Source organism: Neobacillus sp. CF12 (assembly GCF_030348765.1).
GTDB lineage: Bacteria > Bacillota > Bacilli > Bacillales > Cytobacillaceae > Neobacillus.
This window is the reverse complement of record NZ_JAUCEU010000007.1, coordinates 1-16,669: the sequence shown is the minus strand read 5'-3', so window position 1 is coordinate 16,669 and position 16,669 is coordinate 1. Positions and strand designations below refer to the sequence as shown.

At 37.7% G+C, this 16,669-nt stretch carries 20 protein-coding genes; 5 read left to right on the top strand and 15 right to left on the bottom strand.

What is annotated here, in order from left to right; translation table 11 throughout:
- Positions 1–146: 146 nt before the first annotated feature.
- Positions 147–1,232, bottom strand: coding sequence for an FAD-dependent monooxygenase (locus QUG14_RS00145; RefSeq protein WP_289338401.1), 1,086 nt, complete (start codon positions 1,230–1,232; stop codon positions 147–149).
- A gap of 325 nt (positions 1,233–1,557) precedes the next feature.
- Between QUG14_RS00145 and QUG14_RS00140 the strand changes: the two genes are divergently transcribed.
- The gene (locus QUG14_RS00140) at positions 1,558–1,707 is read left to right on the top strand and encodes a hypothetical protein (RefSeq protein WP_289338400.1); all 150 of its coding nucleotides are present in this window, start codon (positions 1,558–1,560) and stop codon (positions 1,705–1,707) included.
- Positions 1,708–1,796: 89 nt separating this feature from the next.
- Here the strand turns inward: QUG14_RS00140 and QUG14_RS00135 are convergent, their stop codons facing one another.
- The 5 genes from QUG14_RS00135 to QUG14_RS00115 form a co-directional block, all read right to left on the bottom strand.
- Positions 1,797–2,174, bottom strand: a complete 378-nt coding sequence (locus tag QUG14_RS00135; protein ID WP_289338399.1) for a DUF3147 family protein — start codon at positions 2,172–2,174, stop codon at positions 1,797–1,799.
- A 15-nt stretch (positions 2,175–2,189) separates the two neighbouring features.
- On the bottom strand, positions 2,190–2,552 hold the full coding sequence (locus QUG14_RS00130; protein WP_289338398.1) for a DUF3147 family protein: 363 nt from the start codon (positions 2,550–2,552) through the stop codon (positions 2,190–2,192).
- Positions 2,553–2,752: 200 nt separating this feature from the next.
- Positions 2,753–3,685, bottom strand: a complete 933-nt coding sequence (locus QUG14_RS00125; protein ID WP_289338397.1) for a D-2-hydroxyacid dehydrogenase — start codon at positions 3,683–3,685, stop codon at positions 2,753–2,755.
- A gap of 25 nt (positions 3,686–3,710) precedes the next feature.
- A complete protein-coding gene (locus QUG14_RS00120; RefSeq protein ID WP_289338396.1) occupies positions 3,711–3,902 on the bottom strand; it encodes a hypothetical protein in 192 nt (63 codons plus the stop codon).
- A 375-nt stretch (positions 3,903–4,277) separates the two neighbouring features.
- Positions 4,278–5,723, bottom strand: a complete 1,446-nt coding sequence (locus QUG14_RS00115) for a DEAD/DEAH box helicase (protein WP_289338395.1) — start codon at positions 5,721–5,723, stop codon at positions 4,278–4,280.
- A 368-nt stretch (positions 5,724–6,091) separates the two neighbouring features.
- Between QUG14_RS00115 and QUG14_RS00110 the strand changes: the two genes are divergently transcribed.
- The 3 genes from QUG14_RS00110 (at position 6,092) to QUG14_RS00100 (ending at position 7,817) form a co-directional block, all read left to right on the top strand.
- The gene (locus QUG14_RS00110; RefSeq protein ID WP_289338394.1) at positions 6,092–6,682 is read left to right on the top strand and encodes a guanylate kinase; all 591 of its coding nucleotides are present in this window, start codon (positions 6,092–6,094) and stop codon (positions 6,680–6,682) included.
- 205 nt (positions 6,683–6,887) lie between these two features.
- A complete protein-coding gene (locus QUG14_RS00105) occupies positions 6,888–7,340 on the top strand; it encodes a S1 domain-containing RNA-binding protein (RefSeq protein ID WP_289338393.1) in 453 nt (150 codons plus the stop codon).
- 201 nt (positions 7,341–7,541) lie between these two features.
- A complete protein-coding gene (locus QUG14_RS00100) occupies positions 7,542–7,817 on the top strand; it encodes a DUF3231 family protein (protein WP_289338392.1) in 276 nt (91 codons plus the stop codon).
- A gap of 161 nt (positions 7,818–7,978) precedes the next feature.
- On the opposite strand, the gene QUG14_RS00095 is transcribed toward QUG14_RS00100, so the two are convergent.
- Positions 7,979–8,254 (bottom strand): hypothetical protein, encoded by a 276-nt coding sequence (locus QUG14_RS00095; RefSeq protein WP_289338391.1) that lies wholly within the window; start codon positions 8,252–8,254, stop codon positions 7,979–7,981.
- 280 nt (positions 8,255–8,534) lie between these two features.
- Here QUG14_RS00095 and QUG14_RS00090 point away from each other — a divergent pair, with 280 nt between their 5' ends.
- Complete coding sequence (locus tag QUG14_RS00090) at positions 8,535–9,242, top strand: hypothetical protein (protein WP_289338390.1); 708 nt, start codon at positions 8,535–8,537, stop codon at positions 9,240–9,242.
- 80 nt (positions 9,243–9,322) lie between these two features.
- Here QUG14_RS00090 and QUG14_RS00085 read toward each other — a convergent pair whose 3' ends face one another.
- From QUG14_RS00085 to QUG14_RS00050, 8 genes are all read right to left on the bottom strand, one after another.
- Complete coding sequence (locus QUG14_RS00085; protein WP_289338389.1) at positions 9,323–10,111, bottom strand: HAD family hydrolase; 789 nt, start codon at positions 10,109–10,111, stop codon at positions 9,323–9,325.
- Positions 10,112–10,246: 135 nt separating this feature from the next.
- Entirely contained in the window at positions 10,247–10,921 is a 675-nt protein-coding gene (locus QUG14_RS00080) for a BsuPI-related putative proteinase inhibitor (RefSeq protein WP_289338388.1), read from the bottom strand.
- 106 nt (positions 10,922–11,027) lie between these two features.
- On the bottom strand, positions 11,028–11,735 hold the full coding sequence (locus QUG14_RS00075) for an ABC transporter ATP-binding protein (protein WP_289344030.1): 708 nt from the start codon (positions 11,733–11,735) through the stop codon (positions 11,028–11,030).
- Positions 11,728–12,516 carry an ABC transporter ATP-binding protein gene (locus tag QUG14_RS00070; RefSeq protein WP_289344029.1) on the bottom strand — a complete coding sequence of 263 codons (789 nt, stop codon included), beginning with the start codon at positions 12,514–12,516 and terminating at the stop codon, positions 11,728–11,730. Before QUG14_RS00070 ends, QUG14_RS00075 begins: the two co-directional genes overlap by 8 nt.
- On the bottom strand, positions 12,512–13,450 hold the full coding sequence (locus QUG14_RS00065) for a branched-chain amino acid ABC transporter permease (protein ID WP_289338387.1): 939 nt from the start codon (positions 13,448–13,450) through the stop codon (positions 12,512–12,514). Before QUG14_RS00065 ends, QUG14_RS00070 begins: the two co-directional genes overlap by 5 nt.
- A gap of 13 nt (positions 13,451–13,463) precedes the next feature.
- Positions 13,464–14,342, bottom strand: a complete 879-nt coding sequence (locus QUG14_RS00060) for a branched-chain amino acid ABC transporter permease (protein WP_289338386.1) — start codon at positions 14,340–14,342, stop codon at positions 13,464–13,466.
- Between the two features lie 86 nt (positions 14,343–14,428).
- Positions 14,429–15,607, bottom strand: coding sequence for an ABC transporter substrate-binding protein (locus QUG14_RS00055; RefSeq protein WP_289338385.1), 1,179 nt, complete (start codon positions 15,605–15,607; stop codon positions 14,429–14,431).
- A gap of 704 nt (positions 15,608–16,311) precedes the next feature.
- Positions 16,312–16,464, bottom strand: coding sequence for a YpzG family protein (locus QUG14_RS00050; protein WP_483310785.1), 153 nt, complete (start codon positions 16,462–16,464; stop codon positions 16,312–16,314).
- Between the last annotated feature and the right edge of the window lie 205 nt (positions 16,465–16,669).

The following is a 16,669-nucleotide window of genomic DNA, read 5'->3' as shown; positions in this document are numbered from 1 at the left end:
CTTAATTACCCCTCCATAATCAGTAAACATATAATCTCCCATTCAAGCCAATCCTACAACATAGCTAAAACAAAAAAGCACCAAATATACAAAAATCGCTACATAAAAGCGAATTTTTGTATATTTGGTGCCTGTCACCGTTTTTATTATGCGAACTTCTCAGAAAATGTTGTTTCTTGCAGTACTTGCATGATTTGTTGGGTTTTGATTTCATTTTTTCTGTTCATTTCGAATATTTTCAGTTGGCCTGCACTTATATCTTTTTCTTCTATGGCTTTGGTAAGGATTGGTGCTAAGATATGAGCGTCTTTCATTCCACAATTAATTCCGATTGCACCTGTTGGTGTCATTGTATGTGCAGCATCCCCTATGAGGATTAATCCGTCCTCTACCCATGTTTCGCATCGAGAGCTTTGCACCTTTAGACAGACAAAGTTATTCCAAGATTGAAGGTGCTCTTTAATACTTTCCTCTAGTTCCGGAAAACTTTCTATCAATGGATCAAGAAATGGCTGCAAAGATTCTTTCCTCAAGGTTGGAAATGATCCTTCGGCAATATTCCAGCCGATTTGGATGAGGCCCCCCGTCTGTGAAAATAATGCCAACTGATGTCCATTTACCAGTACCATTCTAGTTGTAGGTTCCCATCCTGCTGGAGCAGGAATTTTCGCCCACAATACATCATATCCATGAGTCATTTCAACAGTAGGAATTTTTGCTAACTTTCTAACGGTTGAATATCGGCCATCTGCACCTACCGTTACCTTGCTAGAAATGAGAATTTCTTCCCCATTCTGTATGGCTTTCACGCCTGTGTAGTAACCTTGATCATCTTGAATCAGTTCTTTAACAGTGGTGTTAAATAATAGTTGAAAATGTTTGTTTTCTTCTGACTCTTCGATAATAGCTGTTAATAAATGTCCTTGAGGCACATGAATTCCTACATGATCTTCGTGGTTTCCAGGGGTGATACTCTTTACTATCTTTCTACCAGAGAAGTATTCTACTTTTTTCATTTTTAGAATCCCAAGCTCTTCTATTCTCTTAAATAATTGATGTTCTTTTAGAATTGCCTCTGTTTCGGCATTAATATGCTCGCCTCTGAATTGACGATTAACTCCAGCAGATCGTTCAATAATAATGGTCGATACCCCGTTTTTAGCTAATAAATGTCCGAGTAATGTCCCTGCAGGTCCGCCGCCAACGATACAAACATCTGCTTGTAAGTTCATTTATACCCACCTTCTAGTGTTATTTTCTATCACTCATTCTATATGATTCATCTATTTATTACGATTTAATTTTAAAAGTTTCTTGATAAGAATAAAAGTTAAGTATAGAGTAACAAAATTATAACCGTCGGTCAATCATTAGTTTGCTGATCATCAAAAAGAGAGCATTTTAAAATTTTTGTAAATTATGCGTCAATTCGTTTGAAGTTTGATAAAGAGAAGGTTAAAGAATGTTAAGAAATGGAAAATTAAATCTTTTTCGTTTCAAAAGCTTGTATGATAATCCTGTAGTACAAATTGCAAGCATTCAAGGAGGAAGTTTGAGATGAAAAGTTACAAAACTTGGTTAGTTGCAATGATGTCCGTTTTTATGTTGCTTGGAGTTGCCACTGGATGTAGCGATACTGGAAATGATGATACTGAAACAGAAGAAACAGAACAAAATGAAGAAGGCACAGAAGAAACGGAGGAATAGGTTTTATATTGAATCACACTATATGTAACGATAAACAAGGCGGCCACTTGCCGTCTTGTTTTTTACTTTATATATGTCATAACCTATTATCAGGCAGCCCTAACTGTGTTTTTCTTACTTTTTATAATCTTGTCTCTTAATGAAGATACAATGATCGAACTCCCCAGCCAGAACACAAGACCAAGTATAATACTTAATGTCCAATTGCCGCTGACTTGTAGTACGGTCCAAACAGTTGCCACACAGACAACACCGCCAATCATTCCAAAAACGGATCCATTGGCAATTTTCGCTGCATTCTTTGAACCAGAGGCAATCCCTACCATTAAAACCGCAGTAATCATCACGGCTGGAAAAGCTGCAAAGATACCAGCAAGAATTTTCCACGGAGAAATGACCGTTATCATATAGCTGATCATCACCGCTGACCCGCCAAGAATAAAGCGAATAAGTAAATCTTTATACATAGGTAGCACCCTTTCTCATGAGTAAGTTGTAATCATCACAACCGCCATTGATACAACTAGCCAAAAGCCCATAGCCTGGATAAGACCGCGCTTCCACCCTTGTCTAGGCAAGAGATAACCAGCGAGAATGGCAACTAAAATATTAATTCCCATCCCGACGATAGCGCCTTTTGACAATAAGATGGAATGGGCTACTAACTTATCTCCGCTGAAGTCCAAACCAACTGTTAATAAAGCTGCTAAATATACGGCTGGAAAAGCTGCAAAGATTCCCCCAGCTTTTTCACCTAAATTCCTTGCAACAAGTGTTGAAACAGCTACAGCTGTTCCTCCCAAAAGAAATCTTATGAGTAAGGCACTTATTGAAAGCTCTCCCATGTTGTACCACCTCTGTTATGATTGAAAAATAAAAATCCACCACTTGTGAATTTCTTCACATAAATTAGATACAAGTTCATTTTACCTCATTTTCACTACTCTACATGTGAACATTTCATTACGATTTTTAAAGCGTTACCATACTAAAGGAAAAACCCTATTCATTAGGGTTTTCGGTTTGTTCACTCTATTCTTAATCCTTAATAACCTTTTTTTGTATCAACTCTATTTTTCAGAAGCTTGTTTTCGTCGATGTTTTTAAGTGTTTCCAGAAAGCAAGCCGCCCCTTCATTGGGTGTCGTAACCGCAGAAATATGTGGAGTAATTTGAACCCTTGGATGACTCCATAATGGATTATTTCCTGGAAGCGGTTCATGTTCGAACACATCAAGTACAGCAAATCTAACTGAGTTTTCATTTAATGCTTGCAGTAAGGCCCCTTCGTCAACTGATGCCCCTCTTCCCACATTTATAAATCCTACATCTGAAAGTTTATTAAAAATAGAACTGTCGAATAATTTTTCTGTCTGTTCTGTCAACGGTAATGTATTGATGATATAGTTCTTTTCGCTTATTTGTGAAAAATGGTCTTCCAACTTCATGACCTCTTTAAAATAGGCAGATTGTTTCCCACTTAAAGAGACCCCGAACACGTCAACTCCCAATCCTGAGAAAACCTTCGCAATCATTTGACCGATTTCTCCGGTTCCATATACAAGAACTTTTTGTTCTCCTATTAGTTTTGGTGTTCGCTGCTCCCATTTTTTTTGTTGCTTTTGCTCCCAGAAGGTATCATGAAATTGTAAATCCTTTAAGAAGTAACTTAAACAATACTCTGCAATCCTCTGCCCAAAAGAACAAATTGTTCTTGTTAATAAAACCTCTTCATTCCAATCCTTTTTAAATAAGAACCGGTCCACCCCGGCTCCTAAAGAGTGAACCCATTTCACAGTACTGTAATCATAATCTGCTTTTAAATTAAATGAAACCAGTGCATCTGCCCAGCTTAAATTATCCTGTGTAAGCTCTCCCTCAGAAATAAATCGAAAAGACTTATCCGTGACTTCCTTTTCAATTAATAATTTAAGTTCTCTATACATTGGACTGACTATTAAAATATTTCTGATATCCATAACTTTTCCCTCTTTTTTGTAAAACTTACTCTTTCGGCATATCAAGTGCTTGATATGCTGTCTGATACCTGCCGCCATCTGCTACTTCTGAATGATACAGAGCCTTAAGAGCAAAGTTTTTCTCTAAATCATGTTCATTTATTAACTCTTTCAAATGCTGCTGCAATTCTCTATTTTCTTTTACTAACTGCTTCATTTGTGATTTAAAATACTTCATTTGGTAACAAATCTCCTCTTTTTTGATTGGCTGTGTTAACTTGTCTGTTGATTTCCGCTCCACTAAGGAAAGCTTCTTTGAATAATCACCGCAGTGACAGGCCGTCTCTGCCTGTCACTAGGCACTTCGATTTCCGCGGGCGGTAAAGGGGAGCCTCCTCGGCGCTAAGCGCCTGTGGGGTCTCCCCTGCCCCGTCCCCCCGCAGAACATTGAAAGGCGTCCTTGAATTTGCCCACGCACGAAGAAAAGGCGATAGCATTTTCGAGGAGTCTTCGTGCCTTCCGCTTCAATCAACAGAGTGCCAAAATCAAAAATTTGCTTTAACACAGCCTATGATAAAAATAGGGACGAAAAAATCGTCCCTTTCTTGCTTCATTATTTTAATGCTTTACTGACTTTAAGTTTTTTTCCTTTGACAGTGGTATGCTCCATAGCCTGCAGGACTAAAGAGCCTTTTCCATTAAGGATGTCAACATAGGATAAGTTGTCCTGGATGGTAATAATCCCAATATCATCTGCTGATACGCCCGGAATATTGGAGATCGTACCAACAAAATCTACCGCACGAAGTTTCTTCTTTTTACCGCCGCTAAAATGGAGTTTGGTAATATCCTTATTAATTCGAGCAGTTTTGTTATTTCTAACCACTCTCCGGCCGCTAAGCTTTTCCTCGAATGCCGCTTTTCCACTCTCTACTTCATCTTGCGTCGGAGCGTCCATTGCAGGGATTTCAAAACCAATGTATCTTTCAATTGCCTTAAGGAATTTTCCTTCATAAGGAGTCCCAAAGGTAATCGCTTTTCCTTTGTTGCCGGCTCTACCTGTTCTTCCAGTCCGGTGCACATATCCCTCTTTTTCCATCGGGACATCGTAGTTAATGATCAGGGTTACATTATCAATGTCAATACCTCTTGCAGCTACATCTGTTGCCACAAGATAGCGAAAATTACCCAATTTAAAGCCGTCCATAACTCCAAACCGGTCTTCTTGTTCTAAACCGCCATGAAGTCTTTCACATGAATAATTGTTTTTTTCCAGTTCCGTATAAACTTTTTCCACATTTTCTTTCGTTCGGCAAAAAATGATACAACTATCCGGATTTTCAACCAGTGTTACGTCCTTCAACAACGAAATTTTATCTTCGTCCTTTACCTCAATAACAGCATGTTCAATCGTATTTGTGGTAACCCCTGTAGCAGCAATATCGATATGGATAGGTTCTTTCATATATTGATGGCAGAGGTTTTCCACATCCTTCGGTAAGGTAGCAGAAAAGACCATCGTCACTCTGTTCTCAGGAAGTTCTTTAATGATACCTTCTACTTCTTCGATAAAGCCCATATTTAACATTTCATCCGCTTCATCGATAATCAAATACTTGATTTTATCTAATTCAAGCGTTCCTCTTTCGATGTGGTCCATCGTACGACCAGGTGTACCCACAACCACATGGGTTTTTTGCTTTAATTCTTCTTTTTGTTTCGAGAAAGGTTCTTTCCCATACACAGCCATCGCTTTTATCCGTTTAAATCGACCAATATTCGTTACATCTTCACGAACCTGGACAGCTAGCTCACGAGTTGGAGTAAGGATTAAGGTTTGTGGCTTTTTTTCCTCCCAATCCATCATTTCGCAAATAGGAATTGCAAAGGATGCAGTCTTGCCACTTCCTGTTTGCGATTTTACAACCAAATCATGATTCGCAAGTGCTTTGGGAATGACTTCTTTTTGTACTTCGGTAGGCTTATCATATTTCAAGACATCAAGTGCTCGTCTTATTTCCTCGCTTAACTGATAATCCTCAAACTTTTTTTCACTCATGTAGTAACCTCGTTTTTTTGTATTATCCAACTTCTATATAGGATTTCTCTCAAAGAAATTTCGTATGCAAAATCTGAATATGTTCATTATACTTGAAATGCTAGACATTTCGACATTTTTATTTCCCACACTGTTACATAGCACCTTTACAATACTAAAGAGAAACGTTACAGTATTTTTAGTAGTTGTCTGCATTAATAGTAGGCCAAAATAATTAAAAAAAACAGAAAAGTCAAATTTTTTCTAAAAAATCTGTTATAATAATTATATCCTGCTTCAAGGATATTACAGATCACTCACTGGCTAGCAATTTCATACATCTGTGGATCTCTTTTTTTATTTACAATATTTTTTTTAGGAGGTAATTTATGTACAAAATTAAAGATAAGGAAAAGCTTTTCATTTACACTGGGCCAGACGGTTCTGGTAGAAAAACGATTGCCAAGATGGTCGCAACTGCGTTTGATATGGAAACTGTCCTCTCTTACACAACTCGACCTCCCCGTCATTATGAACAAGATGGAGTAGACTACCATTTTGTTTCGGAAGAAAACTTCAACGAGCTAAACGACAACCAAGAATTTCTTGAGTGTGTTGAAATCGACGGAATTCATTATGGAATTCGCGAACAAGATATTGTGAAGGCATTCGAAAATCATAATCTTGTTTATTTAACCTTAAATCCAGAAGGCACTGAAAAATTGAAAGATATGTACGGTGACCGCGTCATGCGCCTTTTCATCTATTCAGATCGTGATACGGTTATTCAGAGACATAAGGCACGAAACGATAAAGAAAAAGATATCCAAAGACATTTAGCCCATTATGATGAAATCATGGAATATAAAACTCAATGTGAGCATGTCTTTGAAAACTATGATTCACCACAGGTTTCATTTCAAGTTAGTGAAGTTATTGAAGCCTTCCTTGATCAAAAAAGAATTGTTACCGATTATTAAGCTAAAAGGTCCGATTGCAAGGATGTTAATCCTTCAACGGACCTTTTCTATTTGAGCCTTGTAGTAGGGTTTAAAAATGAAACAATCAACCTACATTTTCTATCTGTGTATTTCTGTTGTTTAAGATAATTAGATAACAGCTTGAAATTGTCTTTGTATCAGTGTATAATTAAGTGTTGAAACCATTATTTAGGGGGAACTCTTTTTGTCGATCGAAGTAGGCAGCAAAGTACAAGGTAAAGTAACGGGTATTACTAATTTTGGAGCGTTTGTAGAATTACCAGGTGGCACAACTGGTCTTGTGCATATCAGTGAAGTAGCAGACAGCTACGTAAAAGACGTTAATGATCATCTCAAAGTTGGAGACCAGGTTGAAGTTAAGGTAATTAGTGAGAAAGACGGAAAAACTGCCTTGTCTATTAAAAAAGCAATTGATAAACCAGAAGGACAAACTTCTTCTTATTCCCAGCGTCCACAACGCCAGGGAAGAGATAATAGGCAATCAAAGGACTTCCGTTCAAAAGGGAGCAACTTTAAACCAAAAGAAAACTTTGAAGATAAAATGGCTAAATTCTTAAAAGCGAGCGAAGAAAATTTATCCAGCCTAAAGCGCAATACCGAAACGAAACGTGGCGGCAGAGGCGGAAGACGCGGATAATTATAGATAAAAGAAGGCAAGCCCAGATGCGGCTTGCCTTCTTTTCCTAATTCTTTGCCAAATCACTGCGATTTGCTGCCATTGGAGGCTGCTCCAGCCACTCATTCTCGATCATTAGGTTAGAACCATCCTCTGATAACTTCAATACCTCCATATTAAACCAAGGTGAGGAAATTTTTTTTAAGAGGTAAAGAGGTTTCATTGAAGCATACAAAAGTCTTGAGTAGTTATTTAGAAATGGGTTCACTACCTGTTCCTATGGCGTATGATCAGGAAGTAACCGATTCAACAGAAGCGCCATTTTCAGATAAATTAATGATGTTTCAATTCAATCTTATGATTTATGCTGGGATTGGTAATTACGGCATTGCCATTTCGGAGAGCCAACGTACAGATTTGGTTGTTGATTATTCGCTGTACAAGAAAATACTGCAATACACAAACCGCCATACTATCTGCAAGATAGCTGGTCCATAAATAGGATAACTCAGATGCGGTTAATTTAATATGATCATGGTTCGTTTCCATAAAGAATTTCCTCCTATTTATCTTCGTGCATAATATTTCCATTATAGGAGGAAATTATTTACGGTTTTAAAATATGAAGTAGTCGATTATAAAGTATCGATATGATCAGCCTACAATGCCATTTGTTTAATGGATTTTTGAATAGCCAGCCTAAATGCCCAAATGATGTCGGTTAAAATATCGGTCTCTACCTTGATTTCTCTAATGTCCCAGTACAAATCATTTTTCCGATGATAATAAAATGCTCCATCTGGAGATTTCATGATCGTCAGGATTCCCCTAGGATTTTCCGTTTCCATCGCAAGAAAATGTTTTTCTCCATCCCAATTGGCAAAAGCTTCGAAAGTTTTTAGAAAGACATGAACTTCCCATTTACTCTTAAGCATGCTTCTCACTCCCTTTTATTTAAAAAGCGCCTTTTGAAGCTATTTTCACCGAATCCTTTTTTTAGTGTGAATCTGATTATAGTAAAAAGAACAGGCAGTAATCAAGCAAAATGTAAAAAAACTTACATGATTTATTCACGATTCCATTGGAATAGAATCGATACTTGCTACTCGATGTAAAAAAACTTCTCACTGATTTCTAATAATCTTTTCATCTTACTCTAACTCTTGTCAGAGACAATGGATACAAGAAATCTTATACACCTAGGGAGATGTTGGGATGAGTGTTGTTATTGGCTATGTTTCAGATTACTTCTCCATTATAATGACAGATACTCGGATTACCTATGGTAAGAATGCGGAAATGGGCTGGAATGACAATTTTGAAAAACTGGTCTCACTCCCAAATATGGGCTGGGCAACTGGAGTCGGGGTATTTGATTTTATTCACCATTTCAATAGAGAATTAGCAAAAATAAAAAGTGCAAGTGTTAGAATGATGGAGGAATTATTTGAAAAAACGTTCGAACAAGAAATAGATAAAAATGAATCTATGAAAAACCATTATGACTCTACGGTTATTACCTGTTCCTGGGTGGGGAGTGAAGAAAATAGAAATAAGTTCCGAGTTGGGTTATTAAATAAGCAATACTTCGGTAATAGAATCTTTGAATTAGGTAATAATTACATTACGGTCTTGTATCCATATGATTTTTTGAATGACCTAAGTAAGGTTGAAAATATCGAAAAGAGATTCAGCATGTATACTGAATTTGTTGGTAATTTTGGAGAACTCCTTCAATATTTGCTTCAAATTTTTGCAGAGATTTCTTCAAACTCATTCGGTGTCAGCAGAATCTGCGATATAGGCATTCAAGTCTACTTAGATAATCATTTATATAAATTCCAACTAAAAGAAGATGTACGTCCACTCATGCAAGCAGCAAAGGATGGTACTCTTTTGAATAAATTATCCGTGGTTAATTAGGAATGTTCCCATAATAAGAAGTTAAGGCTGTCCAAAAGGCTTTTAAACAAACGCCCTATGAACAGCCTTTATAAATTTTATTACATGTTCAACTCATCCAACAAAGGAAAAAGCTCTTCTAAGTGTTTAATTTCATAGGTTGGAATGACTTCATTTCTTTCTTTATTGTGACGGTTTATCCAAACCGACTTAATCCCTACCGTATTAGCACCAAGGATATCTGTCATAAGGTTATCCCCTACCATTAGGACTTCATTCTTTTCTAATGACATAAGGGACAACGCATGCTCAAATATCGATGGATCTGGCTTCCCTTTCCCAAAATCACCTGAAATCAGAATCTGGTCAAAATACGGGACAAGTTCTGGTGTAATAGATAGTTTAGTATGCTGCAAATCAGGTGATCCATTTGTTAACAGCAGCAATTGATATTTTCCTTTTAACGAATCCAGAATTTCAAACGATTCCTCGTATACAAACGGCAGGTTCCTCCGCTCTTGCGGGAATCTTTCGGCCAGTTCATGTCCAAACGCCGGGTCATCCACGCCCATTGCCTTCAGCCCCGCAGTCCAAGCATCTTTTCTATAGCTAGGAACGATCTCTTTCATTTTCCTAAAGTCATCATGATCGTCTAAAAAATTGCCCCATAAGCCTTCAAACGGATTGATTCCAATCATTTGTGTGAATTTATAGGTCTCATAGGAGGAGTAGAGATTTCTTGCAGCCTCACGAACTGCTTCCTCCAATTCATTTGCATCAACCCCATACCGTTCTTCCGCTACTTTACATGTCGCAATAAATGCTTCCTGAATACTTTTTTGATCCCACAGCAGTGTATCATCTAAATCGAAAAAAATTGCTTTTATCATTTCCTGAGCCTCACCTTTCAACCAAATAATATTTTACTAGTTTACCATTTTTCAAATTAAAAGAATATTCTTTCACAAAAATAAAAACAAAACTGGCTTAAAATGAAAGTACACGCATTGCTGCGTGCACTTTTTCTATTCAAGAATAAACTTTTCAATTGTTTTTTGGATTTCATTTTCGGAATAAACAAATGAAATTTCACTGCCTTCTTTTAGGGATGGCAATTGCTCAATCGCTTCTTCTGTTAGCTGGAATGCTGTCTTTTCACCCTTGAAATCCACTTCAATGGTATGGGGATCCATTTGGCCTACAAGTATTCCTGAAGCTTTTGTAAATAAAGAATTTTCAACAGTTAAATCGGTTACCACCTTTGCCTGTTCTTCCTTGGCTGTTAAAAAAACTTCAACCTTATAGCGGCCATTATAAAGGTCTGAAATCGGAAATGAGTTTTGAATCTCTTGATTGTTCTGAATGATCACCGCATTGATTGCCTGCGTTGACATGACTTCCTCAGAATACTGTGTTACCTTTTTCCCTTTTTCATCATAAATAATATAATCAGCCTGAAGCCCAGTTGCAAATGTTAGTTTTTGAGGTTTACCCGATACATTTTTTACTTTGTAATTAATCATCACAGCATTGTTTTCTTCTTTTGTTTCAATAGAGGGATGTAAATTTGCAACCATTTCATTCGGTGTTGGATTCTCAGTTGGATTTTCATTTTCCGAGTTACCAATTGTATTACTATCATTACCACAAGCACTTAATAGGCCTACTAATAAAACGATAAACAGTATTTTTAATCGCATAACTGATATTCTCCTTTTATTCGAGTTACTTTTATAGTCGATAAAAAGGAGGCTGGTGTTACACGAATATCAATTTTTTAAACATCTAATTATAAAACTTTCGATCTTATAGACCACCAAGATAGGCTTTCTTAATTTCTTCACTTGCTTGTAACTCAGCTGCCGTTCCTGAGATTTTGACTCGACCTGTTTCGATTACATAGGCCCTGTCAGCAACCGATAGTGCCATATTCGCATTCTGTTCAACCAAGAGGATTGTTGTTCCATCCTGGTTTATTTTCTCAATAATTTGAAAAATGATTTTAACCATTAAAGGAGCCAATCCCATCGAAGGTTCATCTAATAGAAGCAACTTAGGTTTTGCCATTATCGCTCGTCCCATAGCCAGCATTTGCTGTTCTCCTCCAGATAGCGTTCCGGATAACTGCTTCCTGCGCTCTTGCAATCTTGGAAAAAGCTCATAGACGCCTTGAATATCTTTGCGGATTTCTTTCGAATCTTTTCTTAAATAGGCACCTAGTTCTAGATTTTCCTCTACACTCATATTGGCAAACACTCTTCGCCCCTCAGGTACATGTGATATACCCGCCTTCACGATCGACTGGGGAGCCTTGCCTGAGATTGATTTATCCAAGTATTCAATCGTCCCTGACTTTGGCTTAAGCAGCCCGGACAATGTCTTAAGAAGAGTGCTTTTTCCTGCTCCGTTCGCCCCAATCAGAGTAACAATTTCCCCTTCATTGATTTCTAAGGAAACTCCTTTAAGGGCGTGGATATTTCCATAAAAAACATCAATTCCATTCACTTTAAGCATAGTCACTTGGAACCTCCTCTCCTAAGTATGCTTCAATAACTTTTGGATGATTTCGGATTTCATCAGGAGTCCCTGCCGCAATCAACTGCCCATGGTCCAGCACATAGATTCTTTCACAAATTCCCATAACTAGAGCCATATCATGCTCAATGAGGAGAATCGTTAAATCAAACTGTTTTCGAATAAATGCTATAAGTTCCATTAGTTCATGTGTTTCCTGGGGATTCATACCCGCAGCCGGCTCATCAAGCAGCAATAATTTGGGACTGGCAGCCAATGCCCTTGCGATTTCCAATCTACGTTGCTGACCATACGGTAAATTCTTTGCCTTTTCGTCTTTAAAGCGGTCCAATTGAAAAATTTTTAAGAACTCTAGTGATTTTTCCTCCATCACCTTTTCTTCGGAGAAATGGGAAGGCATCCGGAAAATGGAACTTAAAATGGAATGCTTTGCTAAAGAATGATAAGCAACTTTTACATTATCTAAAACTGACAATTCGCTGAATAGGCGGATATTTTGAAACGTCCGGCTGATTCCATTCCGTGTTACTTGGTATGGAGCAAGCCCATTTAACCTTTTGCCATCGAACAAAATGTCGCCCTCTGTCGGTACATATACACCGGTTAACAAATTAAAGCTAGTTGTTTTCCCTGCACCATTCGGTCCGATTAACCCAACCAATTCACCTTGATTGAGTTCCATATTGAAGCCTGAAACCGCCTTTAGTCCGCCAAACTGAATTCCCGCATTTTTAACCTGAAGTAAAGGATCCACATTAATTTCCTCCTTTCGCCATTTTCTTTTTACCAAAGAAATCTGTTATCTCACGGGTACCCATTAACCCCTGAGGACGGTATAGCATAACAACTACTAATACCAAACTGTAAATAATCATTCGTGTTTCAGGATATTGCTGCAAATAGGTCGAAATAATCGTTAAAAGGATAGCAGCGATGACAGAACCAGATAAACTTCCAAGTCCACCTAAAACAACAAAGATTAAAATATCAAATGACTTTAAGAAGCCAAAATTGGTTGGCTGGATAATGTAGAAATTGTGAGAAAATAAACCGCCGGCTATCCCAGCGAAGAAAGATCCTATTGCGAATGCCACAACTTTATAAAAAGTTGTATTGATTCCCATTGCATCTGCCGCAATTTCATTTTCTCGAATCGCAATACAGGCTCTCCCGTGTCGTGAGTTCGTAAAGTTTGATATAACCAGAATGGTAATCACGAGGCATACAAATGCGCTTGTCCAAGTCGTCATATTGGAGACCATCATTCCGGCAGCGCCGCCTACATACTCAATATTTAAAAATACGATTCTTATTATCTCACCAAAGCCAAGAGTAGCAATGGCCAGATAATCTCCACGGAGCCTTAAAGTTGGAATTCCAACGAGAAGACCAGCTAATGCAGCTACAATTCCACCGATGACAATCGCTAAAACGAAAGGAAGTTCAAACTTCATCGTAATGATCGCTGATACATACGCTCCGACAGCAAGAAAACCAGCATGTCCAATTGAAAATTGTCCGGTGATTCCAATAACCAAGTGAAGACTGACTGCTAAAATGATGTTAATAATCATTAAAATCAGCATGTTGCTATAAAATGCGTTTAATATTCCTGTCTGTATCAAACCTTGGCCAAGCCCATATATTAGTACTGCTAAAATGAGAAATAGCCAGAATTTAGTTACCTTTTTCATCTGTCTATCTCACCTACACTTTCTCTCTCGTATTTTTTCCAAAAATGCCCGAAGGTCTAAAAATTAGAATAAGGATTAAGATGATAAATGCTGCTGCGTCTCTCCATAGCGAGAAACCTAATGCACTTACCACTGATTCAACAACTCCTAGGATAAGACCACCAACCATGGCTCCTGGAATGATTCCAATCCCACCTAAAACAGCCGCAACAAATGCTTTTAAACCAGGGATAATCCCCATTAGTGGTTCAATCTTCGTATAATAAACACCAAATATTACACCTGCAGCACCTGCTAATGCAGAGCCAATCGCAAATGTATAGGAGATTGTCCGGTCTACGTTTATACCCATTAGGCGGGCAGCGTCCATATCGTGTGATACGGCGCGCATCGCTTTACCAATCTTTGTCCGATGAACGATAAATTGTAGAATTATCATTAGGCCGACAGACACTCCCAAGATGAAAAGGGACTGACTGCTAATTTGTGCACCAAATAGATTAAAGCTTGTGCTTGGTAACACATTATCAGGGTAAGCCTCTGGCTGTGCTCCCCTCGCGTAAATCACACCGTATTCAATTAACAGCGACATTCCAATTGCTGTTATTAAGGCTGCAATTCTAGTTGCATTTCGAAGACGTTTATAGGCTATTCTTTCGATCAATACACCAAATACCGCACAAAACGCCATTGAAAATAACAATGCTGGAAAGAAGCCCAGCCCCCATCCCTTAATCGCATAAAACCCGACGAACGCACCTACCATAAAAACATCACCGTGAGCAAAGTTGATCAATTTGATGATTCCATAAACCATGGTATAGCCTAATGCGATTAAGGCATAAATGCTGCCGAGTGAAATTCCGTTTATCAATTGTTGTAACCACTCCATCGTTATCACTCCTTTTTATTCCCAGAATTATCTCCTAATAAAAGTAAAATGGAAGGAGTATCCTTCCATTTACTTAACCAGTACTTTTAAGGATTTACTTTTGTGTTAAACACTTGTTTACCATCTTTATATTCTAAAATTGTAGCTGTTTTAATTGGATGATGATTTTCATCAATTGTTACTACACCTGTAACTAGGCTCAAATCTTTTGTTTTCGCTAATTCAGCCTGAATTTTACTTGAGTCTGTGCTGCCAGCACGCTTAACGGCATCCGCTAAAAAGTAAACCGTGTCATAACCAAGTGCATTGAAGGCATTAGGTGCTTCGCCATTGTTCTTTTCTTTAAAGGCATTAACAAAATTTTGTACCTTTTCATCTGGATCTTCTGATGAGTAATGGTTAATTAGGTACGTATTATTTAATGCTTCTGCACCTGCTAAATCAACCAACTTCGGAGAATCCCAACCATCAGCACCCACTAATGGAACATCGATTCCTAATTCACGCGCTTGTTTAACAATTAATCCAACCTCTTCATAATAACCAGGGATAAAAATGAATGAAGGATTTTTTGACTTGATACGAGTTAATGTCGCACGGAAGTCTGTATCCTTTGCTACATATGCTTCTTCCGCTACGATTTTACCGCCTGCTGCTTCAAATGTTTCCTTGAAGGCATCAGATAAACCTTTAGCATAGTCACTTGAGTTGTCAGCAAAAATCGCTGCATCTTTTATTTTTAAGGTATCTGTAGCAAAATTGGCAGCCACTGTACCTTGGAATGGATCAATGAAAGAAGTACGGAAAACGAACTCTCTAACTTCCCCTTTATCATCCACAGTAACAGTTGGGCTTGTTCCACCTGGAGCGATTAGAACGGTTTTCGTATCGTTCGCAATCTGGGCTTGTGCAACTGTATTTCCGCTTGTTGCTGCTCCAATAACAGCAGTTACCTTGTCTTGGCTTGTTAACTTTATAATACCGTTTGTAGCCTCTGCTGCTTCTGATTTATTATCTACTTTCACAACATCAAACTTTTTGCCATCTACGCCGCCATTTTTATTAATTTCATCAACAGCCATTTCAATTCCTTTTGCCATTGATTCACCATATGACGCAACATTCCCTGAAAGTTCCAAATTTATACCCAACTTAATGGTATCTGAATTGCTTCCTGAATTTTCTTTCGCCACACCTGCACACCCTGCTAGCACTCCAGCAAATAAGGTTGATGCCATTAATACACTTGCTAATTTCTTTTTCATGGTGTTTTCCCCCTTAGATTGAATTTTCTGATACTAATACTCGAAGTTTAGTATCTTTCTTTACTCCATGAGATTTGTTTATCGGCTAAATTAAATAACATAAGTTATTGTAGTACTTTTTTCATTGTTAGTCTAGTATATTATTTCAATATTTCAGAACTTTTTATTTTTTGTAAAAATTAAAGCGCTTACTTGTCGTTGTAAGGCTTTTTCTAGAAAAATTTACTTTTGGGCATGATTAGTATTTTTTCAATATATAGAAAAGCCCGCTTAACTATTATTCCATTTTATGTATTTTGTATAGCTTTAATTGATTACATTTTTTCAGTGGTAACTTCCATTAGGAGATGTAAAAGAGTGTTTTGGTTATCTTCATTGGTTGAAATGGAGCTGAGAGGAAACAGAAGCGAGGTTTGGTTCCCTTCTTTGGCTGTATTCAAGCGAAGAGGGAATCAAAAACGTGGTTTAGTTCCCTTCATTGGTTGAAATCAAGCTCAGAGGGATCAAAAGCGTGGTTTGGTTCCCTTCATTAGTTAAAATCAGGCTCAGAGGGAATCAAAAGCGTGGTTTGGTTCCCTTCATTGGTTGAAAACAGGTTCAGAGGGGACCAAAAGCGTGGATACCGATTAATATATATAAAATTTTTTAATAAAAAAGAAAGAAGACTGATTTCGTCTTCTTTCTTTTTGCTCAGATGTATCCTTTTACCACCTATGTGCCTTTGCGTTTGATTTAAGAATAATGGTCTGTTGAGAAATTCTTGTTTCTCCATTAATCTGAGAACTAGCTCGCTTAGGCCGTGTCGAATTCTTGAAAAACTTCAGAGAATGTGGATCCAAATTTTGAGAACTCACAATGAATCACCTCAATAGTTAGGATAGGGATACTCTGAAACGCGATATTTTAGGAATATCAGTTATAGTATTTGTTCAAGCATATTTAAAAATACACATCTTTTAAAGCCAATACTTTTATTGGTTTACTAAATAACAGAAAATAATGGTATTTTAGCCACAAAAAAACACAACCCTATTCAGGTTGTGTTTCATTATGCCTGGCAAC

Excerpts from the sequence above, each read along its gene's own strand:
- QUG14_RS00115 (WP_289338395.1), bottom strand. The coding sequence starts at position 5,723 with ATGAGTGAAAAAAAGTTTGAGGATTATCAGTTAAGCGAGGAAATAAGA.
- QUG14_RS00060 (WP_289338386.1), bottom strand. The coding sequence starts at position 14,342 with ATGGAGTGGTTACAACAATTGATAAACGGAATTTCACTCGGCAGCATT.
- QUG14_RS00090 (WP_289338390.1), top strand. The coding sequence starts at position 8,535 with ATGAGTGTTGTTATTGGCTATGTTTCAGATTACTTCTCCATTATAATG.
- QUG14_RS00075 (WP_289344030.1), bottom strand. The coding sequence starts at position 11,735 with ATGCTTAAAGTGAATGGAATTGATGTTTTTTATGGAAATATCCACGCC.
- QUG14_RS00145 (WP_289338401.1), bottom strand. The coding sequence starts at position 1,232 with ATGAACTTACAAGCAGATGTTTGTATCGTTGGCGGCGGACCTGCAGGG.
- QUG14_RS00140 (WP_289338400.1), top strand. The coding sequence starts at position 1,558 with ATGAAAAGTTACAAAACTTGGTTAGTTGCAATGATGTCCGTTTTTATG.
- QUG14_RS00080 (WP_289338388.1), bottom strand. The coding sequence starts at position 10,921 with ATGCGATTAAAAATACTGTTTATCGTTTTATTAGTAGGCCTATTAAGT.
- QUG14_RS00095 (WP_289338391.1), bottom strand. The coding sequence starts at position 8,254 with ATGCTTAAGAGTAAATGGGAAGTTCATGTCTTTCTAAAAACTTTCGAA.
- QUG14_RS00135 (WP_289338399.1), bottom strand. The coding sequence starts at position 2,174 with ATGTATAAAGATTTACTTATTCGCTTTATTCTTGGCGGGTCAGCGGTG.
- QUG14_RS00130 (WP_289338398.1), bottom strand. The coding sequence starts at position 2,552 with ATGGGAGAGCTTTCAATAAGTGCCTTACTCATAAGATTTCTTTTGGGA.
- QUG14_RS00085 (WP_289338389.1), bottom strand. The coding sequence starts at position 10,111 with ATGATAAAAGCAATTTTTTTCGATTTAGATGATACACTGCTGTGGGAT.
- QUG14_RS00125 (WP_289338397.1), bottom strand. The coding sequence starts at position 3,685 with ATGGATATCAGAAATATTTTAATAGTCAGTCCAATGTATAGAGAACTT.
- QUG14_RS00120 (WP_289338396.1), bottom strand. The coding sequence starts at position 3,902 with ATGAAGTATTTTAAATCACAAATGAAGCAGTTAGTAAAAGAAAATAGA.
- QUG14_RS00110 (WP_289338394.1), top strand. The coding sequence starts at position 6,092 with ATGTACAAAATTAAAGATAAGGAAAAGCTTTTCATTTACACTGGGCCA.
- QUG14_RS00055 (WP_289338385.1), bottom strand. The coding sequence starts at position 15,607 with ATGAAAAAGAAATTAGCAAGTGTATTAATGGCATCAACCTTATTTGCT.
- QUG14_RS00065 (WP_289338387.1), bottom strand. The coding sequence starts at position 13,450 with ATGAAAAAGGTAACTAAATTCTGGCTATTTCTCATTTTAGCAGTACTA.